The sequence below is a fragment of the Sulfurihydrogenibium sp. genome (assembly GCF_028276765.1).
In the GTDB taxonomy this organism is placed as follows: domain Bacteria; phylum Aquificota; class Aquificia; order Aquificales; family Hydrogenothermaceae; genus Sulfurihydrogenibium.
In genome coordinates, this window is sequence record NZ_JAPYVU010000010.1 from 13625 (window position 1) to 31345 (window position 17721).

At 32.8% G+C, this 17721-nt stretch carries 24 protein-coding genes and 1 tRNA gene; 10 read left to right on the forward strand and 15 right to left on the reverse strand.

Features of this window, described 5'->3' with window-relative positions; translation table 11 throughout:
* Nucleotides 1–3: 3 nt before the first annotated feature.
* The 13 genes from soxA to rpsB form a co-directional block, all read right to left on the reverse strand.
* Nucleotides 4–810 (reverse strand): sulfur oxidation c-type cytochrome SoxA, encoded by an 807-nt coding sequence (gene soxA / locus Q0929_RS02720; RefSeq protein ID WP_299238046.1) that lies wholly within the window; start codon nt 808–810, stop codon nt 4–6.
* Nucleotides 811–873: 63 nt separating this feature from the next.
* On the reverse strand, nt 874–1203 hold the full coding sequence (soxZ, locus tag Q0929_RS02725) for a thiosulfate oxidation carrier complex protein SoxZ (RefSeq protein WP_299238047.1): 330 nt from the start codon (nt 1201–1203) through the stop codon (nt 874–876).
* 24 nt (nt 1204–1227) lie between these two features.
* Nucleotides 1228–1695, reverse strand: a complete 468-nt coding sequence (gene soxY, locus Q0929_RS02730; protein ID WP_299238048.1) for a thiosulfate oxidation carrier protein SoxY — start codon at nt 1693–1695, stop codon at nt 1228–1230.
* Between the two features lie 11 nt (nt 1696–1706).
* A complete protein-coding gene (locus Q0929_RS02735) occupies nt 1707–2153 on the reverse strand; it encodes a DUF255 domain-containing protein (RefSeq protein ID WP_299238049.1) in 447 nt (148 codons plus the stop codon).
* Nucleotides 2154–2156: 3 nt separating this feature from the next.
* Complete coding sequence (gene soxX, locus Q0929_RS02740; RefSeq protein WP_299238050.1) at nt 2157–2681, reverse strand: sulfur oxidation c-type cytochrome SoxX; 525 nt, start codon at nt 2679–2681, stop codon at nt 2157–2159.
* An 80-nt stretch (nt 2682–2761) separates the two neighbouring features.
* Nucleotides 2762–4426: an IS200/IS605 family accessory protein TnpB-related protein gene (locus tag Q0929_RS02745; protein WP_299238051.1), complete on the reverse strand. Its 1665-nt coding sequence runs from the start codon at nt 4424–4426 to the stop codon at nt 2762–2764.
* A 110-nt stretch (nt 4427–4536) separates the two neighbouring features.
* Nucleotides 4537–4833 (reverse strand): 50S ribosomal protein L7ae, encoded by a 297-nt coding sequence (locus Q0929_RS02750; protein WP_299238052.1) that lies wholly within the window; start codon nt 4831–4833, stop codon nt 4537–4539.
* Nucleotides 4833–5948, reverse strand: coding sequence for a transcription termination factor NusA (gene nusA, locus Q0929_RS02755; protein WP_299238053.1), 1116 nt, complete (start codon nt 5946–5948; stop codon nt 4833–4835). The genes Q0929_RS02750 and nusA overlap by 1 nt, the downstream gene beginning before the upstream one ends.
* Nucleotides 5949–5962: 14 nt before the next feature.
* Nucleotides 5963–6406 carry a ribosome maturation factor RimP gene (gene rimP, locus Q0929_RS02760; protein WP_299238054.1) on the reverse strand — a complete coding sequence of 148 codons (444 nt, stop codon included), beginning with the start codon at nt 6404–6406 and terminating at the stop codon, nt 5963–5965.
* An 86-nt stretch (nt 6407–6492) separates the two neighbouring features.
* Nucleotides 6493–7047 carry a ribosome recycling factor gene (frr, locus tag Q0929_RS02765; RefSeq protein ID WP_299238055.1) on the reverse strand — a complete coding sequence of 185 codons (555 nt, stop codon included), beginning with the start codon at nt 7045–7047 and terminating at the stop codon, nt 6493–6495.
* Between the two features lie 11 nt (nt 7048–7058).
* Nucleotides 7059–7769, reverse strand: coding sequence for a UMP kinase (gene pyrH / locus Q0929_RS02770; protein WP_299238056.1), 711 nt, complete (start codon nt 7767–7769; stop codon nt 7059–7061).
* 3 nt (nt 7770–7772) lie between these two features.
* On the reverse strand, nt 7773–8366 hold the full coding sequence (gene tsf / locus Q0929_RS02775) for a translation elongation factor Ts (RefSeq protein WP_299238057.1): 594 nt from the start codon (nt 8364–8366) through the stop codon (nt 7773–7775).
* A gap of 45 nt (nt 8367–8411) precedes the next feature.
* Nucleotides 8412–9251, reverse strand: coding sequence for a 30S ribosomal protein S2 (gene rpsB, locus Q0929_RS02780; RefSeq protein WP_299238058.1), 840 nt, complete (start codon nt 9249–9251; stop codon nt 8412–8414).
* 274 nt (nt 9252–9525) lie between these two features.
* On the opposite strand from rpsB, the gene Q0929_RS02785 reads away from it, so the two are divergent.
* The 5 genes from Q0929_RS02785 to Q0929_RS02805 are packed head-to-tail and all read left to right on the forward strand — an operon-like array spanning nt 9526 to nt 12789.
* On the forward strand, nt 9526–9852 hold the full coding sequence (locus Q0929_RS02785) for a metalloregulator ArsR/SmtB family transcription factor (RefSeq protein WP_299238059.1): 327 nt from the start codon (nt 9526–9528) through the stop codon (nt 9850–9852).
* Entirely contained in the window at nt 9849–10094 is a 246-nt protein-coding gene (locus tag Q0929_RS02790; RefSeq protein ID WP_299238060.1) for a thioredoxin family protein, read from the forward strand. Before Q0929_RS02785 ends, Q0929_RS02790 begins: the two co-directional genes overlap by 4 nt.
* Before the next feature lies 1 nt (nt 10095).
* Nucleotides 10096–11058 carry a permease gene (locus tag Q0929_RS02795; protein WP_299238061.1) on the forward strand — a complete coding sequence of 321 codons (963 nt, stop codon included), beginning with the start codon at nt 10096–10098 and terminating at the stop codon, nt 11056–11058.
* A gap of 1 nt (nt 11059) precedes the next feature.
* Nucleotides 11060–11485, forward strand: coding sequence for an arsenate reductase ArsC (locus tag Q0929_RS02800; protein WP_299238062.1), 426 nt, complete (start codon nt 11060–11062; stop codon nt 11483–11485).
* A 5-nt stretch (nt 11486–11490) separates the two neighbouring features.
* The gene (locus Q0929_RS02805; RefSeq protein ID WP_299238063.1) at nt 11491–12789 is read left to right on the forward strand and encodes an arsenic transporter; all 1299 of its coding nucleotides are present in this window, start codon (nt 11491–11493) and stop codon (nt 12787–12789) included.
* A gap of 3 nt (nt 12790–12792) precedes the next feature.
* On the opposite strand, the gene Q0929_RS02810 is transcribed toward Q0929_RS02805, so the two are convergent.
* Both Q0929_RS02810 and Q0929_RS02815 read right to left on the reverse strand, forming a co-directional pair.
* Nucleotides 12793–12883, reverse strand: a tRNA-Ser gene (locus Q0929_RS02810).
* A gap of 195 nt (nt 12884–13078) precedes the next feature.
* Nucleotides 13079–13966, reverse strand: a complete 888-nt coding sequence (locus Q0929_RS02815) for a glycosyltransferase family 2 protein (RefSeq protein WP_299238064.1) — start codon at nt 13964–13966, stop codon at nt 13079–13081.
* Nucleotides 13967–14143: 177 nt separating this feature from the next.
* Here Q0929_RS02815 and Q0929_RS02820 point away from each other — a divergent pair, with 177 nt between their 5' ends.
* The 5 genes from Q0929_RS02820 to Q0929_RS02840 are packed head-to-tail and all read left to right on the forward strand — an operon-like array spanning nt 14144 to nt 17711.
* Nucleotides 14144–14668, forward strand: a complete 525-nt coding sequence (locus tag Q0929_RS02820; RefSeq protein WP_299238065.1) for a hypothetical protein — start codon at nt 14144–14146, stop codon at nt 14666–14668.
* Nucleotides 14658–15038, forward strand: a complete 381-nt coding sequence (locus Q0929_RS02825; RefSeq protein ID WP_299238066.1) for a hypothetical protein — start codon at nt 14658–14660, stop codon at nt 15036–15038. Before Q0929_RS02820 ends, Q0929_RS02825 begins: the two co-directional genes overlap by 11 nt.
* 11 nt (nt 15039–15049) lie before the next feature.
* Nucleotides 15050–15370, forward strand: a complete 321-nt coding sequence (locus Q0929_RS02830) for a hypothetical protein (RefSeq protein ID WP_299238067.1) — start codon at nt 15050–15052, stop codon at nt 15368–15370.
* A gap of 13 nt (nt 15371–15383) precedes the next feature.
* Nucleotides 15384–15599 (forward strand): hypothetical protein, encoded by a 216-nt coding sequence (locus Q0929_RS02835; RefSeq protein WP_299238068.1) that lies wholly within the window; start codon nt 15384–15386, stop codon nt 15597–15599.
* A 3-nt stretch (nt 15600–15602) separates the two neighbouring features.
* Entirely contained in the window at nt 15603–17711 is a 2109-nt protein-coding gene (locus Q0929_RS02840) for a heavy metal translocating P-type ATPase (protein ID WP_299238069.1), read from the forward strand.
* Nucleotides 17712–17721 lie beyond the last annotated feature (10 nt).

Below are 17721 nucleotides of genomic sequence, written 5' to 3' on the forward strand. Positions count from 1 at the left end.
ACCTTATCTAACAAGTCCTGGTGCTTCTATGGTTGCCCCATTTGCTAATGATGTTACATAAAGCTCTAATGCTACCATCTCCTTTGAGCCAAGAGGTAGAACTTTCATACCTGCTTGACTCATGCATTGTTGAAATCTTTGTTCTATTGTTACAACTTTACTTTGTGTCATTCTATAACCAGGCCAATGGGCAGCAGCGGTTGTTCCTTTTATTCCATTAAATTCATGCCCAAGAGGATTTAGTTTCTGCATTCTCAAAACCATTCCAGCAGCATATTCATGACAGGTTTGGCATGATAAATTTCTTTTTCCTCTTTTTAATTCAAACACATACTTTCCATAATCATAGTACTCTTTAACAACCGGGTTGGATGATGTATCTACGTTAATTTTTTCTCCGGATGCTATATACTTTAAGTATGTAAGTAATGCAGTGTTTTCTTCACTTTTAAGCGGGAAAGGGTTTTCAACACCTTGATTTAGTTTTTGGCACATCTGAATTCTTTGCTGTAGTGATATTACAGCGTTTAATTTTTCGTTGTATTTTGGATAAGTTCCAACAGCTTTTTTAAGTTTTTCTTCACTGTGGCAAGATGCACAGGATTTATTTGATTTTCCCATAGGTGTATTAAACAGCTTTCCACCAACTTCCTGAGCAAAAACTTCTCCCGGGTTTATTCCAGTTTTATATAATGCTAAATCTTCCTCTGATATAGCTTGTCCAGCTTCTTGTGAAATTGCTTTATTTACACTAAATGCTGAAGCTAAAACCAAGGCTCCAAAAAGCAATAGTTTACCCTTTAATTTCATAGCCAATTTTCCTCCCTTAAGGAATTTTAAAAAAGAGAGGGCTAAAATAGCCCTCAGCACAGATTATCCTACATTTATGTCGATTACTTTTTCTGTAACGTCCCCTTTGTTATCTTTCCAAATGATTTTTAAAGGTGCAGTTTTGGTAGCTTTTACATAGAAAGAGATAAAGGGATTGGCACTTACAGAGCCGGAAAGTTTCATGGTAGTAATTCTTTCATCTCCATAATACACTTCTACGTCTGTAATATGATTAGCTGCAATATACTTTCCAGATTCTTTGTCTTTTACTAAACCTGTGTCCATTGGATGCATTATAACTGTATTGACTTTGATTAAGTCATCTTTTTTGTAATCTTTTGGGTCTATTTTTACCATTGCTGTTCTTGGCATCTTTCAATCCTCCTTAATTATTGATTATCCACATCCGCCTATTGTAACTTTTACAGGCTTCTGTGCTTTAATAAAGCTACCATCTGCAAGCTGTGCTATAGCGACAACGTTCATAGATTCTGCAAGTCTTATTCTCGTTGAGATGTAAGCCTTTCCGTTAGCCGGAGTAAACTCAACGCTCATCGTACGAGCATTATGGTTTTTGTCTGCTAAGATATGAATTGCTTTAACCTGCTCTATTGGCAGTTCTACTTCTACAGTAACCGGCACAACAGCCCCGTTTTCTGCAATCTCCGGAGCAATAAGCTTTACTTTGTCTGAATCAGTGACTGTTTTTCCTCCGGTAATTTCTTTTAATGCTTCTTCATAAGGTTTTTTTGGTGGTGGTGCGTCTGCAAGCTCAACAGCAAAGACATTAGATAACAATGAGCTGCCGAACGTTAGACCAGAAACAGCCAGTGCTGCTCCTTTTAAAAGCTCTCTTCTGTTCATAAAAATACCTCCTAATTTGTTTTCATAAAAAATTCGTTCATATCCATCGTTTTATAACTTCCGGATGAGAAATACTCTAAAATTTTGATAAAATCTTTTTCTTCCCAGGCTCCAAAGATTGCTTTAATTTTCTTTCCATCCGGTTCTAAGAAATAAAACATTGGCGTTCCTACAAATCCGTATTTTTTTCTAAACTCTATGCCTTCTTTACTGCATTTTCTTAATTTTACAGGAACAAACTGCCCATTTAGCATATCTTCAACTTTTCTACTGTCAAATACGTTAAAATCCATCATGTCGCAGTAATGACAAGATGGTGAGTAAATATACACAAAAATAAGCTTATTCTCCTTTTTTGCTATTTCAAAAGCTTTATAAAGAGGGACCCAGTTTATTTCTGCATTTGAAATGCCAAACAAAGTTAATACAAAAATCAAAATAAAGCTTTTAAGCTTCATACATTACTCCTGACTTAGTACGTATGCTGTTAATTGGCAAACTTCTTCGTATGTTAGCTGTCCTGTTGTAATTTGAACTGTCATTATATGATAGTATGGAATATTTTCTAAATCCTTAGGAATCAGTATTCTTCCATCGGCGATTTTTTGATATAGCCAGTCTACGGTTTTTTCTTCTCCTCTATAACCCGGAGCTTTAAAAAGTCCGTTTTTATAACCTGTTAAATCTGGTCCTATGTTTCCACATCCTTTTGCATCCTTAGCACAATGACAAGCAACGCAGTTTCCTTTTGCAACTGTATTAAAAACTTCTTTTCCTTTTTCAGCCAATTTCTTTAAAGATTCTTTATCTTTTAAATTACATTCAGGAGGAATTGCATACAATCTTGGTTCCGGGGGGACATCTTTTAGCATTACAGACTTGCCTTCTGGATTTTCTATTCCTGCTTCTTGTAAAGTTAAGGCATACGCACCAATTGCAGTAAGTCCTACCAATCCAGCGATTGTTAAAAACTTTTTAAGCTTCATTTCAACCTGGTCAACCAAACTGTACAAAACTGTAAAAACGTGAAACGTTCAACGTTCAACGTGAAACGTGAAAAAGTGTATCAGCTTGCACAGTTTGGGTCAGGGTATTTGTATTCCGCCATTTCAGACACTTCCGACCCTGACAGGCGGTATTTTGGAAGTGTCATAGTCCCTGCCGCCAAGCATGCAGGAGCTAACCTGTTAGCCACTGCTATCCAATCCTTTGAAACGATTACACGCTTCAAGGGAGAAAGATCTCTGTAGGATCTTTCAAGACAGCAGAAGGCTAAGGCTATGGAAAGAACTTGCCAGCTTTTATGTCTGCTTGTAGGCAGACCCCTCACCTGTTCCTTCCGTTGGTTGACAGGTTGTTGGGTAGCTGACTCACTCTTTCCACTTTCTAAACGTGAAACGTGAGATGTGAAATGTGAGACGTGGTTTTGTAGTGTTTTTAGGTTTTTTCTGAATTTTGTTAATTTGCTTTTTAGTTTGTTTCTTTTGTATTCGTTGTTTTCTTCTTTTAACTTTTGTTTTAATTTTGCGATATTATCTTCAATTTTTGCTATAGTGTATGATAGAAAATCAACATCACTTAACAGCTCTTTGTAATTCTTTGGTAGTTTTTCTTTATATCCCAATCCTCTTCTCGCTATTACATAAGCTCCTGCTATGTCTTTGTCTATGTTGTGCTGTGGTGCGTATTTTAGTTTTCCAATTACTGACGTATATGCAGGATTGACTTTTACTAATTCTATTCCATTTCTTCTTGCTAAAACTTCTATTTTTTCTAATAATCTTTTATAGCTCCATTTTTGCATTCTTCTTCTTAATTTTGCTAATCCATCTCCTCTTTTGCCCTTTGGTAGTTTATTTATATTTTCTATAGATATTGCTTTTCCCTCTTCTTTTGCTATCTCTGTTATCCTGTGTGCTATTTGCCATTCTAAGTATTGTCTTTTTTCTGAATTTACTTCTAATAATTCGTTTAAATTAATGCTTTGATACTTTTCTAAATTTCCGTCTTTACTTGCAAAAGCTAATGCTAAATGAAATGGGTATGCGTTTACGTCTATGCCTATTATTCCATTGTCTTTCTTGATTTTTATAGATGGTAGTTTTTCTTCTATGGATATAAAAGCGTATACATTACCGTTTTTTACTTTTAGTCTGACTGAATATGGGAACCATTCTTTGTATTTATATGCATTTTCAAGCATGAACATAAAATCTATCCATTTGTCTTTTTCTCTTCTGACATCTCTAATTACTTTTGCGTAGATATATTGTCTGTCTCCTATGTTTATTCTCAAATAAAGCTCATTATCTATCCACTCAAATCTTAGATTTAGATTTCCTTGTCTAGATTTATCTCCTCTTGAATATAAATTTCCTTGTCTGCTTTCTTTCCATTTTGCTTTTAACTGTTTTCTTCTTTTTCCTGTTAGGTGGTTTTTCTTTAGTTGCTCAAACACTTTCCTTGAGCCAAATATAAGCTTTTTTGGATTTTGACCTCTTTTTTCGCATGATGTGATTGTTGATTGTGCTAAAAATATAGCATCATCTGAGTATCTTGTGTTTATGTTAAATAGTTTTGATAGTTGTTTTTTTAAATCTTTTCTTTTTTCGCCTTCTAATAATCTTTGGTATGCATATCTCATAGCAGATGAAAATCTACGCATTAAATTTAATACAATCTCTTTATCTTGCGTATTTTGAAATTCAAGTAGGCATTGTAGTGTTATCATCTTTATTTACTCTTTTTTTATAATTCACAATTTTACGCTTTTTGTTTTTATATTTTTGTTATACATCTTTTTACACTTTTTTACAGAAGATAGCAACTGTTGTTAACCTCCTATCCTTTTAAAAAACGTTTTATTTCTCTGCCTAAATTATCTTCTAAAACTGCAATAACACCAACATTATTTTTTCCAAAAATTTTTCCAAGCTCCTGTTTATTCTTGAAAAAATAAATTTCAAATCTATTTAACTTTAATATATACTTTTTCGTATTCTCTGAAAGGTCATTTGCCAAAATCAAAAAGTACCTTCCTTTAAGTTTATGTAAATTTTCATATCCAAACCTCAGCTTTCCAGACTTGTAAGCAAACTGTAGTAGTGATACGACTTTCTTTTCAGCTTCTAAATCCATTACGTGCTTGGTAGTTTTTGGATTCTCTCAAAATCTTCCTCGCTTAATATATCTATATGCCAGCCAGTCAATTTGTGAGCTAATTTTGCATTTATCCCGTTTTTTCCTATTGCTAAGGAAAGTTCATCTTTTGGAACAGCAATTTCTATTCTTTTTTTTCTTGGAAGAAGTCTATATTTTTTAGCTTTTGCAGGAGCTAAAGCTCTAATAATGAATTTTGCTGGGTCTTCATCCCATTCTATAACATCTATTTTTTCGCCGGATAGTTCTGAAGAAACATTTAGAATTCTGCTACCTTTTAAGCCGACTACAACACCTACAGGGTCTATATTTTCGTCCTTTGAATAAACTGCTACTTTTGCTCTTTCTCCGGGCTCTCTTGCAACTGCCTTAACCTCGATTTCACCTTCTGCAATTTCAGGAACCTCTATTTCTAATAATTTTTTAAGAAAGTTAGGATGTGTTCTACTAAGTATAACTATTGGTGGTTCGAAAACTTTTAAGACCCTTTTTAACTTTCCTTTTTCTATAATTGGATGTGTATTCTTTTTAGAAACTTTTAAAACCAAAGCCCTTATTCTATCACCTATTTTGTATTTTTCCTTTGGAATCTGCTCCTCCTTTGGTAAAATTGCCTCAATTCTTCCTAAGTCTACGATTATATCATCACCTTCAAATCTCCTAACAGTCCCGGTTATTATTTTTCCTTCATAATCTTTAAACTCTTTATATAAAATATCTCTTTCAACCTTTGAAACTTTTTTAGCTATTACCTCTTTAGCAACGCTTAAAGCAATTCTTCCAATATCTTCAAGGTTTAATGGAGCGTATACATATTTTCCATAATCTGCGTTTATGTCGTATTTTTTTGCTTCCTCTAAAGCAATTTCTTTTATTTCATCTTCTACAAACGGCGTGACTTTTTTCTTGATTAAAACTTTTAATTCGTCTTTTTCTTTATCAAAAACAACTCTTACAGCATCCTTTTCCCTTAATTTAAACTCTTTTTTTACAGCTGTTAAAATACCATCTTTTAATGCTTTTTCTATAACATCTTCAGGAATATTTTTTTCTCTTGATATGGTTTCTATTACATTCTTTAGTTTTACAGACATGTCCACCCCTATGCTTAAAAGTCTAATTTTGTTTGGATAATATTTTCTAATGGAATCTCTATGGTTTCTTCCTTTTCTTTAATTTTTACTTTCTCATCTTCCAAACCTAATAGTTTACCTTTGAACACTTTTTTGTCATTGATAGGTTCTTTCGTTTTTATTACTACATCTCTGCCTTTAAAAATATCGTATTCTTCTATATTCTTAAATTTCCTGTCTAACCCTGGTGAAGAAACTTCAAGGACATATGCTTTATCGATTAAATCTTCAACATCAAGTAAAGCTCCTATTCTTTTGCTTACCCATTCACAATCATCTATGGATGTACCTTCCGGATTGTATATGTAAATACGCAGAATTGGTCTTTTGCTTGGTACAAACTCAATGTCCACAAGCTTAAAGTCTCTTTCTTCTAAAATAGGCAAAAGTAATTCCTTTACCTTATCTTCAACTTTCATAAACTAACCTCAAAGTTATTAAAAAATAGTACAATCTAATTTATAAATTTTATCATAAATTTCAAAGAGTATTTGATTTAAGGGATTTAAATGGATAGAACTTCTTTTTCCTTAGCTTCTGTAAGCTGGTTGATTTCTTCTATGTATTTGTCTGTTAATTTTTGAAGTTTTTCAAGAGCTTTCTTGATGTCATCTTCTGAAAAGCCTTCTTTTTTGAGTTTTTCTATATTTTCTTTTTCATCTCTTCTTATGTTTCTAATTGCTATTCTTGCTTCTTCTGCAAACTTATGGATCATTTTTACAATTTCTCTCCTTCTTTCTTCTGTCATCGGCGGAAGGTGTAATCTTATGACACTACCTTCTGTCTGTGGATTTGCTCCAAGATTTGCTTCCATTAACGCTTTTTCTATTAGTTTTACAGCTGATTTATCCCATGGCTGGATTACGATTTGGGATGGTTCTGGAGTTGAGATTGTTGCAAGCTGTTTTAAAGGAAGTTCTGCTCCGTAGTAATCTATTTTTATATTTTCAACCAACCCTGTAGAAGCTCTACCTGTTCTAATTCCTAAAAGTTCTTCTTTGTATTTATTAACTGCCCCCTTCATTCTTTTTTCTGCTTCTTTAAGATATTCTTCTATCATTTCAACCCTCCTTATCTAACTATTGAGCCTACATCTTCTCCAAAAACGATTTTTCTAAGATTACCTTTTTTCTTTATGTTAAATACTCCGATAGGAAGCTTGTTTTCCATACATAAGGTTATAGCTGTATGGTCCATAACTTTAAGGTCTTTGTTTATTGCATCTAAATAAGATATTTCCTTTAAGAGTTTAGCATCAGGATGTTTCTCAGGGTCTTTGTCGTAAATACCTTCAACCTTTGTAGCTTTTAAAAGAATGTCTGCTTTTATCTCGGCAGCTCTTAGAGCTCCCGTTGTGTCTGTTGTAAAAAATGGACTGCCTGTTCCGGCAGCAAATATAACAATCCTTCCTTTTTCTAAATGTCTTATTGCCCTTCTTCTGATATACGGCTCAGCTATTTGTCTCATTTCAATAGCAGACATAACCCTTGTTGGCACATCTTTTTTCTCTAAAACATCCTGAAGTGCAAGAGCATTCATAACCGTTGCAAGCATTCCCATGTAATCAGCAGTAGCTCTATCCATTCCTATTTCAGTACCTTGAATACCTCTGAAAATATTTCCACCACCTATGACTATAGCAATCTGAACGCCGATTTCATAAACATCTTTTATCTCATCACAAAGTTCACTGACAAAATGGGGGTCAATTCCATACTCTTGATCCCCCATCAATGCTTCTCCGGAAAGCTTTAAAAGAATTCTTTTATAAACTAACGGCAATTTTTACTCTCCAAGTTCGTATCTGCAAAATCTTCTAACTTGAATGTTTTCACCAATTTTAGCTATATATTCTTTTATCAATTCTTCAACGGTTTTTTTGTCATCTTTAATGTAAGGTTGTTCGTATAAGCATACTTCTTTATAGAATTTCTCTAATTTTCCTTCTGCTATTTTTTCTGCAATGTGAGCCGGTTTTCCTTCTGCAATTGCAGCTTCTCTTGCAATTTCTCCTTCTTTTTCAACAACTTCTCTTGGAACATCTTCTCTTTTAACGTACTGTGGCTTCATAGCGGCAATTTGTAAAGCTATTTCATTAGCAAGCTCTTTGAAAAGTTCGTTTCTAGCAACGAAGTCTGTTTCACAGTTTAATTCTAAAAGAACGCCAACTCTTCCACCAGGATGTATGTATGCATGGATCAATCCTTCTTTTGTCTCTCTTCCAGCTTTTTTAGCAGCTTTTGCAACGCCTTTTTTTCTTAATATTTCAACCGCAAGCTCTAAATCACCGTTAGCCTCTTCTAAGGCTGATTTACATTCAAGCATGCCAGCGCCGGTCATTTCTCTAAGAGTCTTAACTAATTTTGCATCAATAGCCATCAAAGCTCCTCCTTAGCTTCTTCTATTTCTTCATCTATATTAGACTTAACTTCTTTTTCTATAACTTTCAGAAAGCCTTTCTTCTTTTGAATAATTTTTAGCTCCCATATATCCAGATTCTACAACATTAGCAGCTTCTGCTCTGGCTAAAAGCTCTTCTTCAATGGTTTTTGTTTCTACAGCTGTTCCGATAGATTCTCTCATCTTTTTGCCTTCTATTACAGCGTCAGCTATTTTAGAAGTAATCAATTGAACAGCTTTTATAGCATCATCATTGCCCGGAATTGGATAATCTATTTTGTCCGGGTCGCAGTTTGTATCTGCAATAGCTACAACGTGGACGCCGAGTTTGTTAGCTTCTGTAACAGCGTTATTTTCTCTTACTGTATCTACAACAAATATAATGTCCGGAACTCTGTCCATATCAACAATACCTTTTAGATACTTTTCAAGCTTTTCTTTTTGCTTCATTAAAGCTCTTGCTTCTTTTTTTGGTAAAACTTCAAATACACCTTCAGCTTCCATTTTCTGCAGCTTTCTTAATTTTGCAATGCTTTTCTTAACAGTTGCAAAGTTTGTAAACATACCGCCGAGCCATTTGTAGTTAACATAGTAAGCTCCACATCTTTTAGCTTCCTCTTCTATGATGTTTTGAGCTTGTTTTTTTGTGCCAAGGAAAAGTATTTCTGCACCGTTTGCTACTTGCTCCGTAACGAATTCAAGAGCTTGTCTGAAGAGTGGAACTGTTTTTGAAAGGTCTATGATGTGAATGCCGTTTCTCTTTGTGTAGATGTACGGCTTCATTTTTGGGTTCCATCTTCTTACCGGGTGTCCAAAATGAACACCTGCTTCCAAGAGTTCTCTCATGCTAATTTCTACTGCCATAAAAAATCCTCCTTTAAGGGTTTAGTCTTCCACTTCCACATAAAACACCCAAACGGGCAACCCTTATGATGGAAGTGTGGTTATTTAAGAAAACTATTATATCATAAAATTTAGATTTTTTGATTAATTTTAATGCAGGAGTGTTCTAAAAACCCAAATTGTCGTTTTGTAGCAAGCGAAGAAACTCCCACTTTTACCCAATTTCTCATCTAACGTATTTTTCTATGATATAAGTCATTATTTATATAAAAAATTTTTTATACAATATTGTATTATGAGAGAGAAAAAGTTAAGACAGTTTTTTCATAGCTTATCAGACGAAAGTAGATTAAAGATAGTCAGAATGCTTATGGATAATTCTGAGCTTTGTGTTTGCGATTTTATGAGATTGTTAAAGCTGTCTCAGCCTCATGTATCTTTCCATATCAGAGTTTTAAAAGAAGCTAATGTTATCACCTGTAAAAAGGTTGGTAGATGGGTTTATTGTTCACTAAACAAAGAAAACCCACTTTTAAAAGCTGTCTTAGAATTTATAAAAGATATAGAGTTAGATAAAGAAGAAATTGGATGCTGTGGTATAAATCAGGAGGAGAAATTATGAAAAAAATTCAAATAATTAGTGCTTCTAACTGTAATAACTGTGAGCTTCTTTATAATGTAGTAAGTACAATCGTAAAATCCAAAAATATTCCAGCAGAGGTTGAAAAAATTGTAGATATTAGAGAATTGGCTAAATATAAAACTATGAAAACGCCTGTCTTGGTAGTTGATGGCAAAGTAAAACATGTTGGAACGCCAATTCCTGCACCACAAACAATTGAAGAATTAATCACACAAGATTAAGATGTTTGAAATTTACGACAGCATAGCTACTTATATTACAAAAGATATTTTAAATCTAAATCCAAGTGATAAACTATACGAAGTAGCACACTTTTTTATTTATGATACTTTAAAAATCTTTACACTTTTAACGCTAATAATCTTTGCAGTATCTTTTATCAGAAGCTATTTTCCACTTGAAAAAACAAGAAAGATTTTATCTAAGCATAAAGTTATTGCAATTCCATTAGCTGCTATTCTTGGTATTTTTACGCCTTTTTGTTCTTGTTCTGCCGTTCCAATGTTTATTGGATTTGTAGAGGCAGGAATTCCACTTGGGGCTGCGTTTGCATTTTTAGTATCTTCTCCAATGGTTAATGAAGTTGCACTTGGGCTGTTGTTTGCATCCTTTGGTTTTCAAGTTGCTTTGGCTTATGTTGTGTTTGGTGTAGCGGTTGCTATAATAAGCGGGTTTTTTATTGAAAAATTAAACCCAAGACATCTTATAGAAGATTATGTTTTTGAACTATCTTTCGGAGAAGCTGAAGAAAAACAGATGACTTTTAAAGAAAGAATAGAGTTTGCAAAAAACAATGTAAAAGACATTCTAAGAAAAATATCAATTTATATAATCGTTGCAATAGGAATAGGTAGCTTTATCCATGGATATGTACCGGAGGAAGCAATAAAAAGCATTATGAATTCAGCCGGGTTTTTATCTGTGCCATTGGCTGTAATTATAGGCGTTCCTTTATATTCTAACTCTGCCGGTATTTTGCCGGTTATTCAAGCATTAATAGATAAAGGTGTGCCAATAGGTACTGCATTAGCCTTTATGATGGCTACTACAGCCTTATCATTTCCAGAATTTGTTATCTTAAAACAGATAATGAAGCCAAAACTTATTGCTATATTTGCAGGCATTGTTTCTGTATCAATCATTATAGCCGGATATTTATTTAATATCATATTTTGGAGGGTTTAAGATGAAAAAGATAGCTTTTATCTGCACAGGAAACTCCGCAAGGTCTCAAATGGCAGAAGGGTATGGAAAATATTTTGCTAAGTTGTATGGAAAAGATGTAGAAATTTACTCAGCAGGCTCTAATCCGTCAGGCTATGTTCATCCATTGGCAATAAAGGTAATGGCTGAAGATGGTATTGACATTTCACAGCAGTACTCTAAACATATTGATGAAATTCCTATCAATGAAGTTGATTATGTTATTACTCTCTGCGGAGATGCTGCAGAAACTTGTCCAGTTGTGCCGGGAGCAAAAACTGAACATTGGGGATTACCAGACCCAGCAAGAGTAATTGGACCAACTGAAGACGCTAAGCTCGAAGCATTTAGAAAAATAAGAGACCAGATCAAAGAAAAAGTTGAAAGGCTTATAAAAGAGATTGAGTGAAAGAAATGAGCAGTCTAACCGCTTATCTTTTATTTTTCATCGTATTATTTTTTATCATAAAAAAGCCGTTTAATATAGGCATTGGATGGACTGCAACGGTTGGAGCAATTTTAGCATTAGTCCTTGGTGTAGTATCAATAAAGGATGTTTACAGGGTTGTAGAGATAGTTTGGGACCCAACCTTAGCGTTCTTAGGAATCATTTTTATATCAATCATTCTTGATAAAATAGGATTTTTTGAATGGGCTGCACTGCATATGATAGAGCTTTCAAAAGGTGATGGAAGAGTTTTATTTGTATATCTTTTACTCCTTGGAGCTTTAATCTCTGCATTTTTTGCAAACGATGGAGCAGCATTAATTCTAACACCAATTGTTTATCAAAAGATAAAACATCTTGGACTAAGTCAAAAATATATGCTTCCATACATAATGGGAAGTGGATTTGTAGCAGACACAACAAGCCTACCGCTTGTAATTTCTAATCTTGTAAATATACTTACTGCAGACTTTTTTAAAATAGGATTTTTTGAGTATGCTTCTGTGATGGTTTTTGTAAACATTTTTTCTCTTTTGGCAACAATAATTTTTACCTATCTATTTTTCAGAAAAGATTTAATAAAGAAAATTGATTTAGAAGCCATAGAAGACAAACCACCAAAATACGCCATAAAAGATAAATTTCTATTTAAGCTTACATGGATTATCTCTGCATTTTTATTAATTGCTTTCTTTGTTGGAGAACATTATAAAATTCCAACTTCCTTTATAATCGGACTTGGAGCTGTAATCTTTGCCATTGCTTCATTAAAAGAAAGAGTCATTGATTTAAAGTTTATTCTAACAAAAGAGACACCATGGCATATTGTTGTTTTCTCAGTTGGAATGTATATTGTAGTCTATGGTCTAAAAAATGCAGGATTTACTAATATATTAGCTGAAATTATAGCCAAATCCGTAGAGTATGGAAATTTTGTAATTATTTTTACAACAGGATTTTTATCAGCGTTTTTATCTTCTGTGATGAACAATATGCCATCTGTAATGCTTGTAAACCTTGCCATAGAAGAAGCAAATTTACCTATACAAACAGCAAAAATATTGGCTTATTCAAATGTTATTGGGTGTGATTTAGGACCAAAAATAACACCAATAGGTTCTTTGGCTACACTTCTGTGGTTATATGTACTTAATAACAAAGGAATAAATATTTCATGGGGATACTATTTTAAAGTTGGTATAATTCTGACAATTCCAACGTTGATCTTTACTTTATTTGGACTTTGGTTAGTGATAAATTTTTAAGAGCGGAGAGGGCGGGATTCGAACCCGCGGTCGGGGTTTTACCCCCGACAACTTCTTAGCAGGAAGCCGCTTTCGACCACTCAGCCACCTCTCCAAGACATTATAATATTATAGCACAGTTTAAAACATTCTCAAGATAATTAAGAGACTGCTTGCAGAAAACCAAATAACCATTCTGCAGCCATGAAAATCTCCAGTTCTAACTTTTTAAAAAGAAGATCTTTAGAACTGAAGTTTTAGGACAGATAAAAGTAAACTTGCTCATACATTTTCACAACTTGCAGGAATTTTAGAATGTCCTCAAGTGAATGAGATAAGATATAAACCTATCTAATCTAAATCCCCATTTTAATAGATTAATAATATTTCTTTTATTAAAGATTTCTGGATTTTTAAAAGATTTAATGACAAGATGCCAACCAGCTGGAAGATTTCCAAACCTTAAACACATTTCACCTACATGAAAATAAAAAAAATCTTTATATTCTTTTGGAATTCTATCTTTATATTCTTTATACAGCTTTAATGTGGAAAGCATCATTTCAATATTGTTTTTACTTGTTCTATTTGCATGTTCTCTAATTTTGATTTTATTATTATCTAAAATCTTTATCTTTAAGTCATTTAAATAGCTTCTTAAAAAAAGTTCCCAATCTTCCCTATAACTTAAATCTTCCCTAAATTTTAAAAATTTATCTCTTTTAAACCCTGATGCCGACGGATATCCTATATTTCCTGAAAAGATAACCTTTCCTGCATCAACATCTATTTTCTTTTTAGAAACTCTTTTTATGTTTCCATTTTCATCTATAAAAGTCCTTGGAAAAGAGTACACAATATCAAAGTTTTTCAATTCTTTTATAGAATTTTCTATATAATCAGACTCCCACACGTCATCATAATCTAAGAAAAATATATATTCTCCATTAGACTCTTGAAAACCTCTATTTCTTGTATAAGACCTTTCTTTATTTGATTGGTTTCTAAAATATCTTATCTTTCCTGACTGTAATTCTTCTTTAAATTTTTCTTGAATTATTTTAGGGGTTTTATCTGTAGATGCATCATCAACAATGATTATTTCCGTATCTTTATACGTTTGTTCAAGAGCAGATAATATCGCTTGAGTTATATACTTTTCACCATTATAAACCGGAATAATAACACTAACTTTCATGTTAAAAATAATATCATATCAAAGACTGTATAAACTGAATTTGTTTTGTAATTGATTGGCTTACTATTTAATAACCCGTTAAACAGATTTTAATAAATCTTAACAAAATCTTAATATTTCCTTAACACAAAATCACTAAAATAAAAGTATAATAAATTAACTTTAGAGGTGTGCAAGATGGAAATGATTAGACATCAGCCAGTTCAAAATCTATATGCGACTTTATATTTGATTCATGAAATTGAAAGTATTGAAAGTTTGGAAGAAATAATCCATAAGCTAAATAAGATTTTCAGTGATATCAACATAGAAGATATGGAAGATTTAGAAGAAAGTATTAGTGAAATGTTTTTAAAGACTCTTCAAGACAATATCCTTATATTACAAATGGTTAAAGATTTAAATCCAGAGAAAGAGGTTGTCAAGCAATTTTTGTTAAATTTTAAAGACTTGGTGAAAGATTACAGAAATCTTATTAAACAAACATTTTCAAAAAATAAAGATGATTTCTTATTGAATAAGTATTTGCTTCAAACAGAAAAAACATTACATAGAAATAAAAGAATTCTTTTAACATACCTGTTAGAAGACCCAAAAAATCTAAAAGAAGTATTGAAAATCCAAGAAATTTTGGATAAATTTAAAGAAAATGTAGAATTTATAAAATACATTTCTATGAAGAGAAACAGTAATGAAGGTTGAATCTTATATACCCGGAAGGGTTAGATTTAAGTTTGAAAATCAGCTTGAAAAAAGAAACTTTGTGAAAAATATTGATGGTTTAAAAGGTATTAAAGATATTAAAGAAACAGCTAATTCACTAACTATTAAATTTGAAGTAGATTCACAATTTGATTATTTTTTAAAAAACTTTATCATACCTTCACTTAAAAGTATGAAAATAGATTACAGCTTAGACAAAGAAGATATATTTTTTTATATCAATCCTTTGATAAAAAACAACATTACAAAAGCATTTTGGAATATGTTAATACTTGGACCTAAAAGAGGTTTTATCACTTTTACAATATGCAGTTTAGGTGTTAGTCCATTTATTAAAAATAAATTATAGGAGGTTGTATTATGAATTTATTAGGTTTAAGAGTTCCTGCTACAATTGGTAGTTGTATTTCAACAACCAGCTTACTTTACGGTATTGGTGCAGTTGGTGCAATTGTGATTATAAATCAACTTTTAAGAAATTCCAAGCCGTTTTTGGTGAGCGCTACAAAAGAAGTTATATCTTTCCAGCAGTGGTTAAATTCTAATATAGAAGAATCAAAAGAATTTTGGGAAGATGTGATAGCTGAAGCAAAGCATGAGTACAAACTTGAAATTGAAAGAAAGTTAGAAATTCTTCAAAAGCAACAAGAAATTTTAGAAAAATTAAAATCATCTTTATAAGGAGGTAAAAGGTATGAATATACTCGGAATTGCAGGAAGAGTTTTTTGTTCTAATCCATTCTCATTTGCTCTCGGCGTTGGAATTGGAGTTTTGGGATTATATATAGTTAATAAAGTAGAAGAGCAAAGAAAAATTGAAAAAATGCAAAGAGAGATTGAAGCAGCCGTTAGAGCTTTAGAATTAAAAAAATTACCACCAGTAGAAACAAAAGAACAAGTTGAAGGATAAAAAATGGCTATCCCGTATAAAGTAAAAGAGCTAAGAATTGGAAAAATAAAGATTTACAGCGAATTATTTAAATATTTAACAGTATCAAATCAAGCTTTTATTAATTATTTTGGCAGTCTAAAAGGTGTTAATAAAGTTATTGCAAGAAAAGAGGCAGGATTGCTGACTATCTACTATGACCCTGCCTCATTTGATTTAGCTAATTTTTATTCTATTTTTGAAAACGGGGATAGAGAGTTAATACTCTCTCTTCTTTCATCAAATGGGTCTGAGAAAACCCAAGCAGAAGAGAAAGAAGATATAATCTCTCCAAAAAAATGGTTTTTCTTAAATACACTCTCTTTTATACCATTTATGGCAAGAGGGTTGTTGCCGGGCGGAGTTTTATCGGGTATAGCTTTTGGTCTTGCACTACCGGTATTTTACAAAGGCTTTAACTCTCTCAAAAAAGGCAAGATTGATGTTCATTCACTTGATTCTTCAGCAATAGCATTATCCATTATCAATGGAAATCATTTCTCGTCTTTGCTTATGACATGGCTTTTATCGCTTGGTGATGTAATTCAGGAAAAAACAGAGCAAAGAGCTCATGTAGAGATAGAAAAGCTTTTAAATTATAAAAGCGACAAAGCATTTGTAGTTGTTGATGAAAATACAGTAATTGAAAAAGATGTAAATGAGGTAAAGCCAGGTGATATAATCGTAGTTTACGATGGTCAAAAAATAACTGTTGACGGAATAGTTATTAACGGTGATGCTCTTGTAAACCAAGCATCATTAACGGGAGAATCAAACCCGGTTCATAAAAAGGTTGGAGACCCTGTATATGCAGGCACATTTGTAGAAGATGGAAAGCTTTACATAAAGGCTGAAAAGGTTGGAGATGAGACAGCATTAGCCAAGATTGTAAAAATTATAGAAGAAGCTGCAAACCAACCAATCGAAGCACAGTTAAAAGCAGAAGAAGAGGCTAATAAATTTGTCATTCCAACCTTTGGCTTGGCAGGCTTAGCATACGCTTTAACAGGAGATATAAACAGAGTTACATCTACGCTGATTATTGACTATCACACAGGAATTCATGTATCAACACCTTTATCAATTTTATCCCATCTATCCTTGGCGGCTAAAAAAGGAATATTGATTAAATCCGGAAGACATTTAGAAATTTTAAATCAAGTTGATACTGTAGTTTTTGACAAGACAGGAACTTTGACAGTAGGACATCCAGAATTAACTGAGATTGTAACCTTTGGAATTTCTGAAGAAGAAGCTCTGCAGCTTGGAGCGTCATTAGAACAGCGTATTGTCCATCCTGTAGCTCGTTCAATTGTTGCAACTGCTATTAAAAGAGGCATTGATATACTCCCAAGAAAAAATTCCGACTATCATATAGGACTTGGTGTAGAAGGTGAGGTTAATGATACCCACTTAATGCTTGGTAGTTCTAAACTTCTTGAGAAAAAACATATAAGAGTTAGCAAAAAAATTAAAGAAATCGTAGATCAATTACATGATAAAGGTGAATCGGTACTTTATTTGGTTAAAGAAGGAAAAATCGTTGCTTTATTTGGAATATCAGACCCATTAAAGCCGGAAAGTAAAGAAGTTGTAAAAATATTGCAAAGTATGGGAAGAGAAGTAATATTATGTAGTGGTGATAATGAGGATGCTGTTAAGAAGATAGCTCAGGCGGTAGGAATCAAGAAATACTACGGTCGTGCTTTTCCGGACGAAAAGGCAAAAATAATTAAGAAACTTAAAGCTGAAGGTAGAAAGGTTGCGTTTGTTGGTGATGGAGTAAATGATTCTCCGGCTTTATCCGTTGCAGATGTTGGAATATCAATCAGAAGCGGTGCTGATATTGCTATAGAAGTAGCCGACGTCGTAATTGGTGAGAGTATGTATCAGTTAATCGATGCTTTCAAAATTTCTGATGATGCATTGAATAATATTAAACAAAACTTCATGATTAATAAAGTTGTAAATACAATTGGACTAATAGGTTCTCTTACAGGTGTGTTTAATCCTGTTATGTCGACAATTATTAACAATGGAGCTTCGGTATTAATGGGAATAAATGCTATCAAGCCTATATTTAAAGAAAAATAATCTTAGGAGG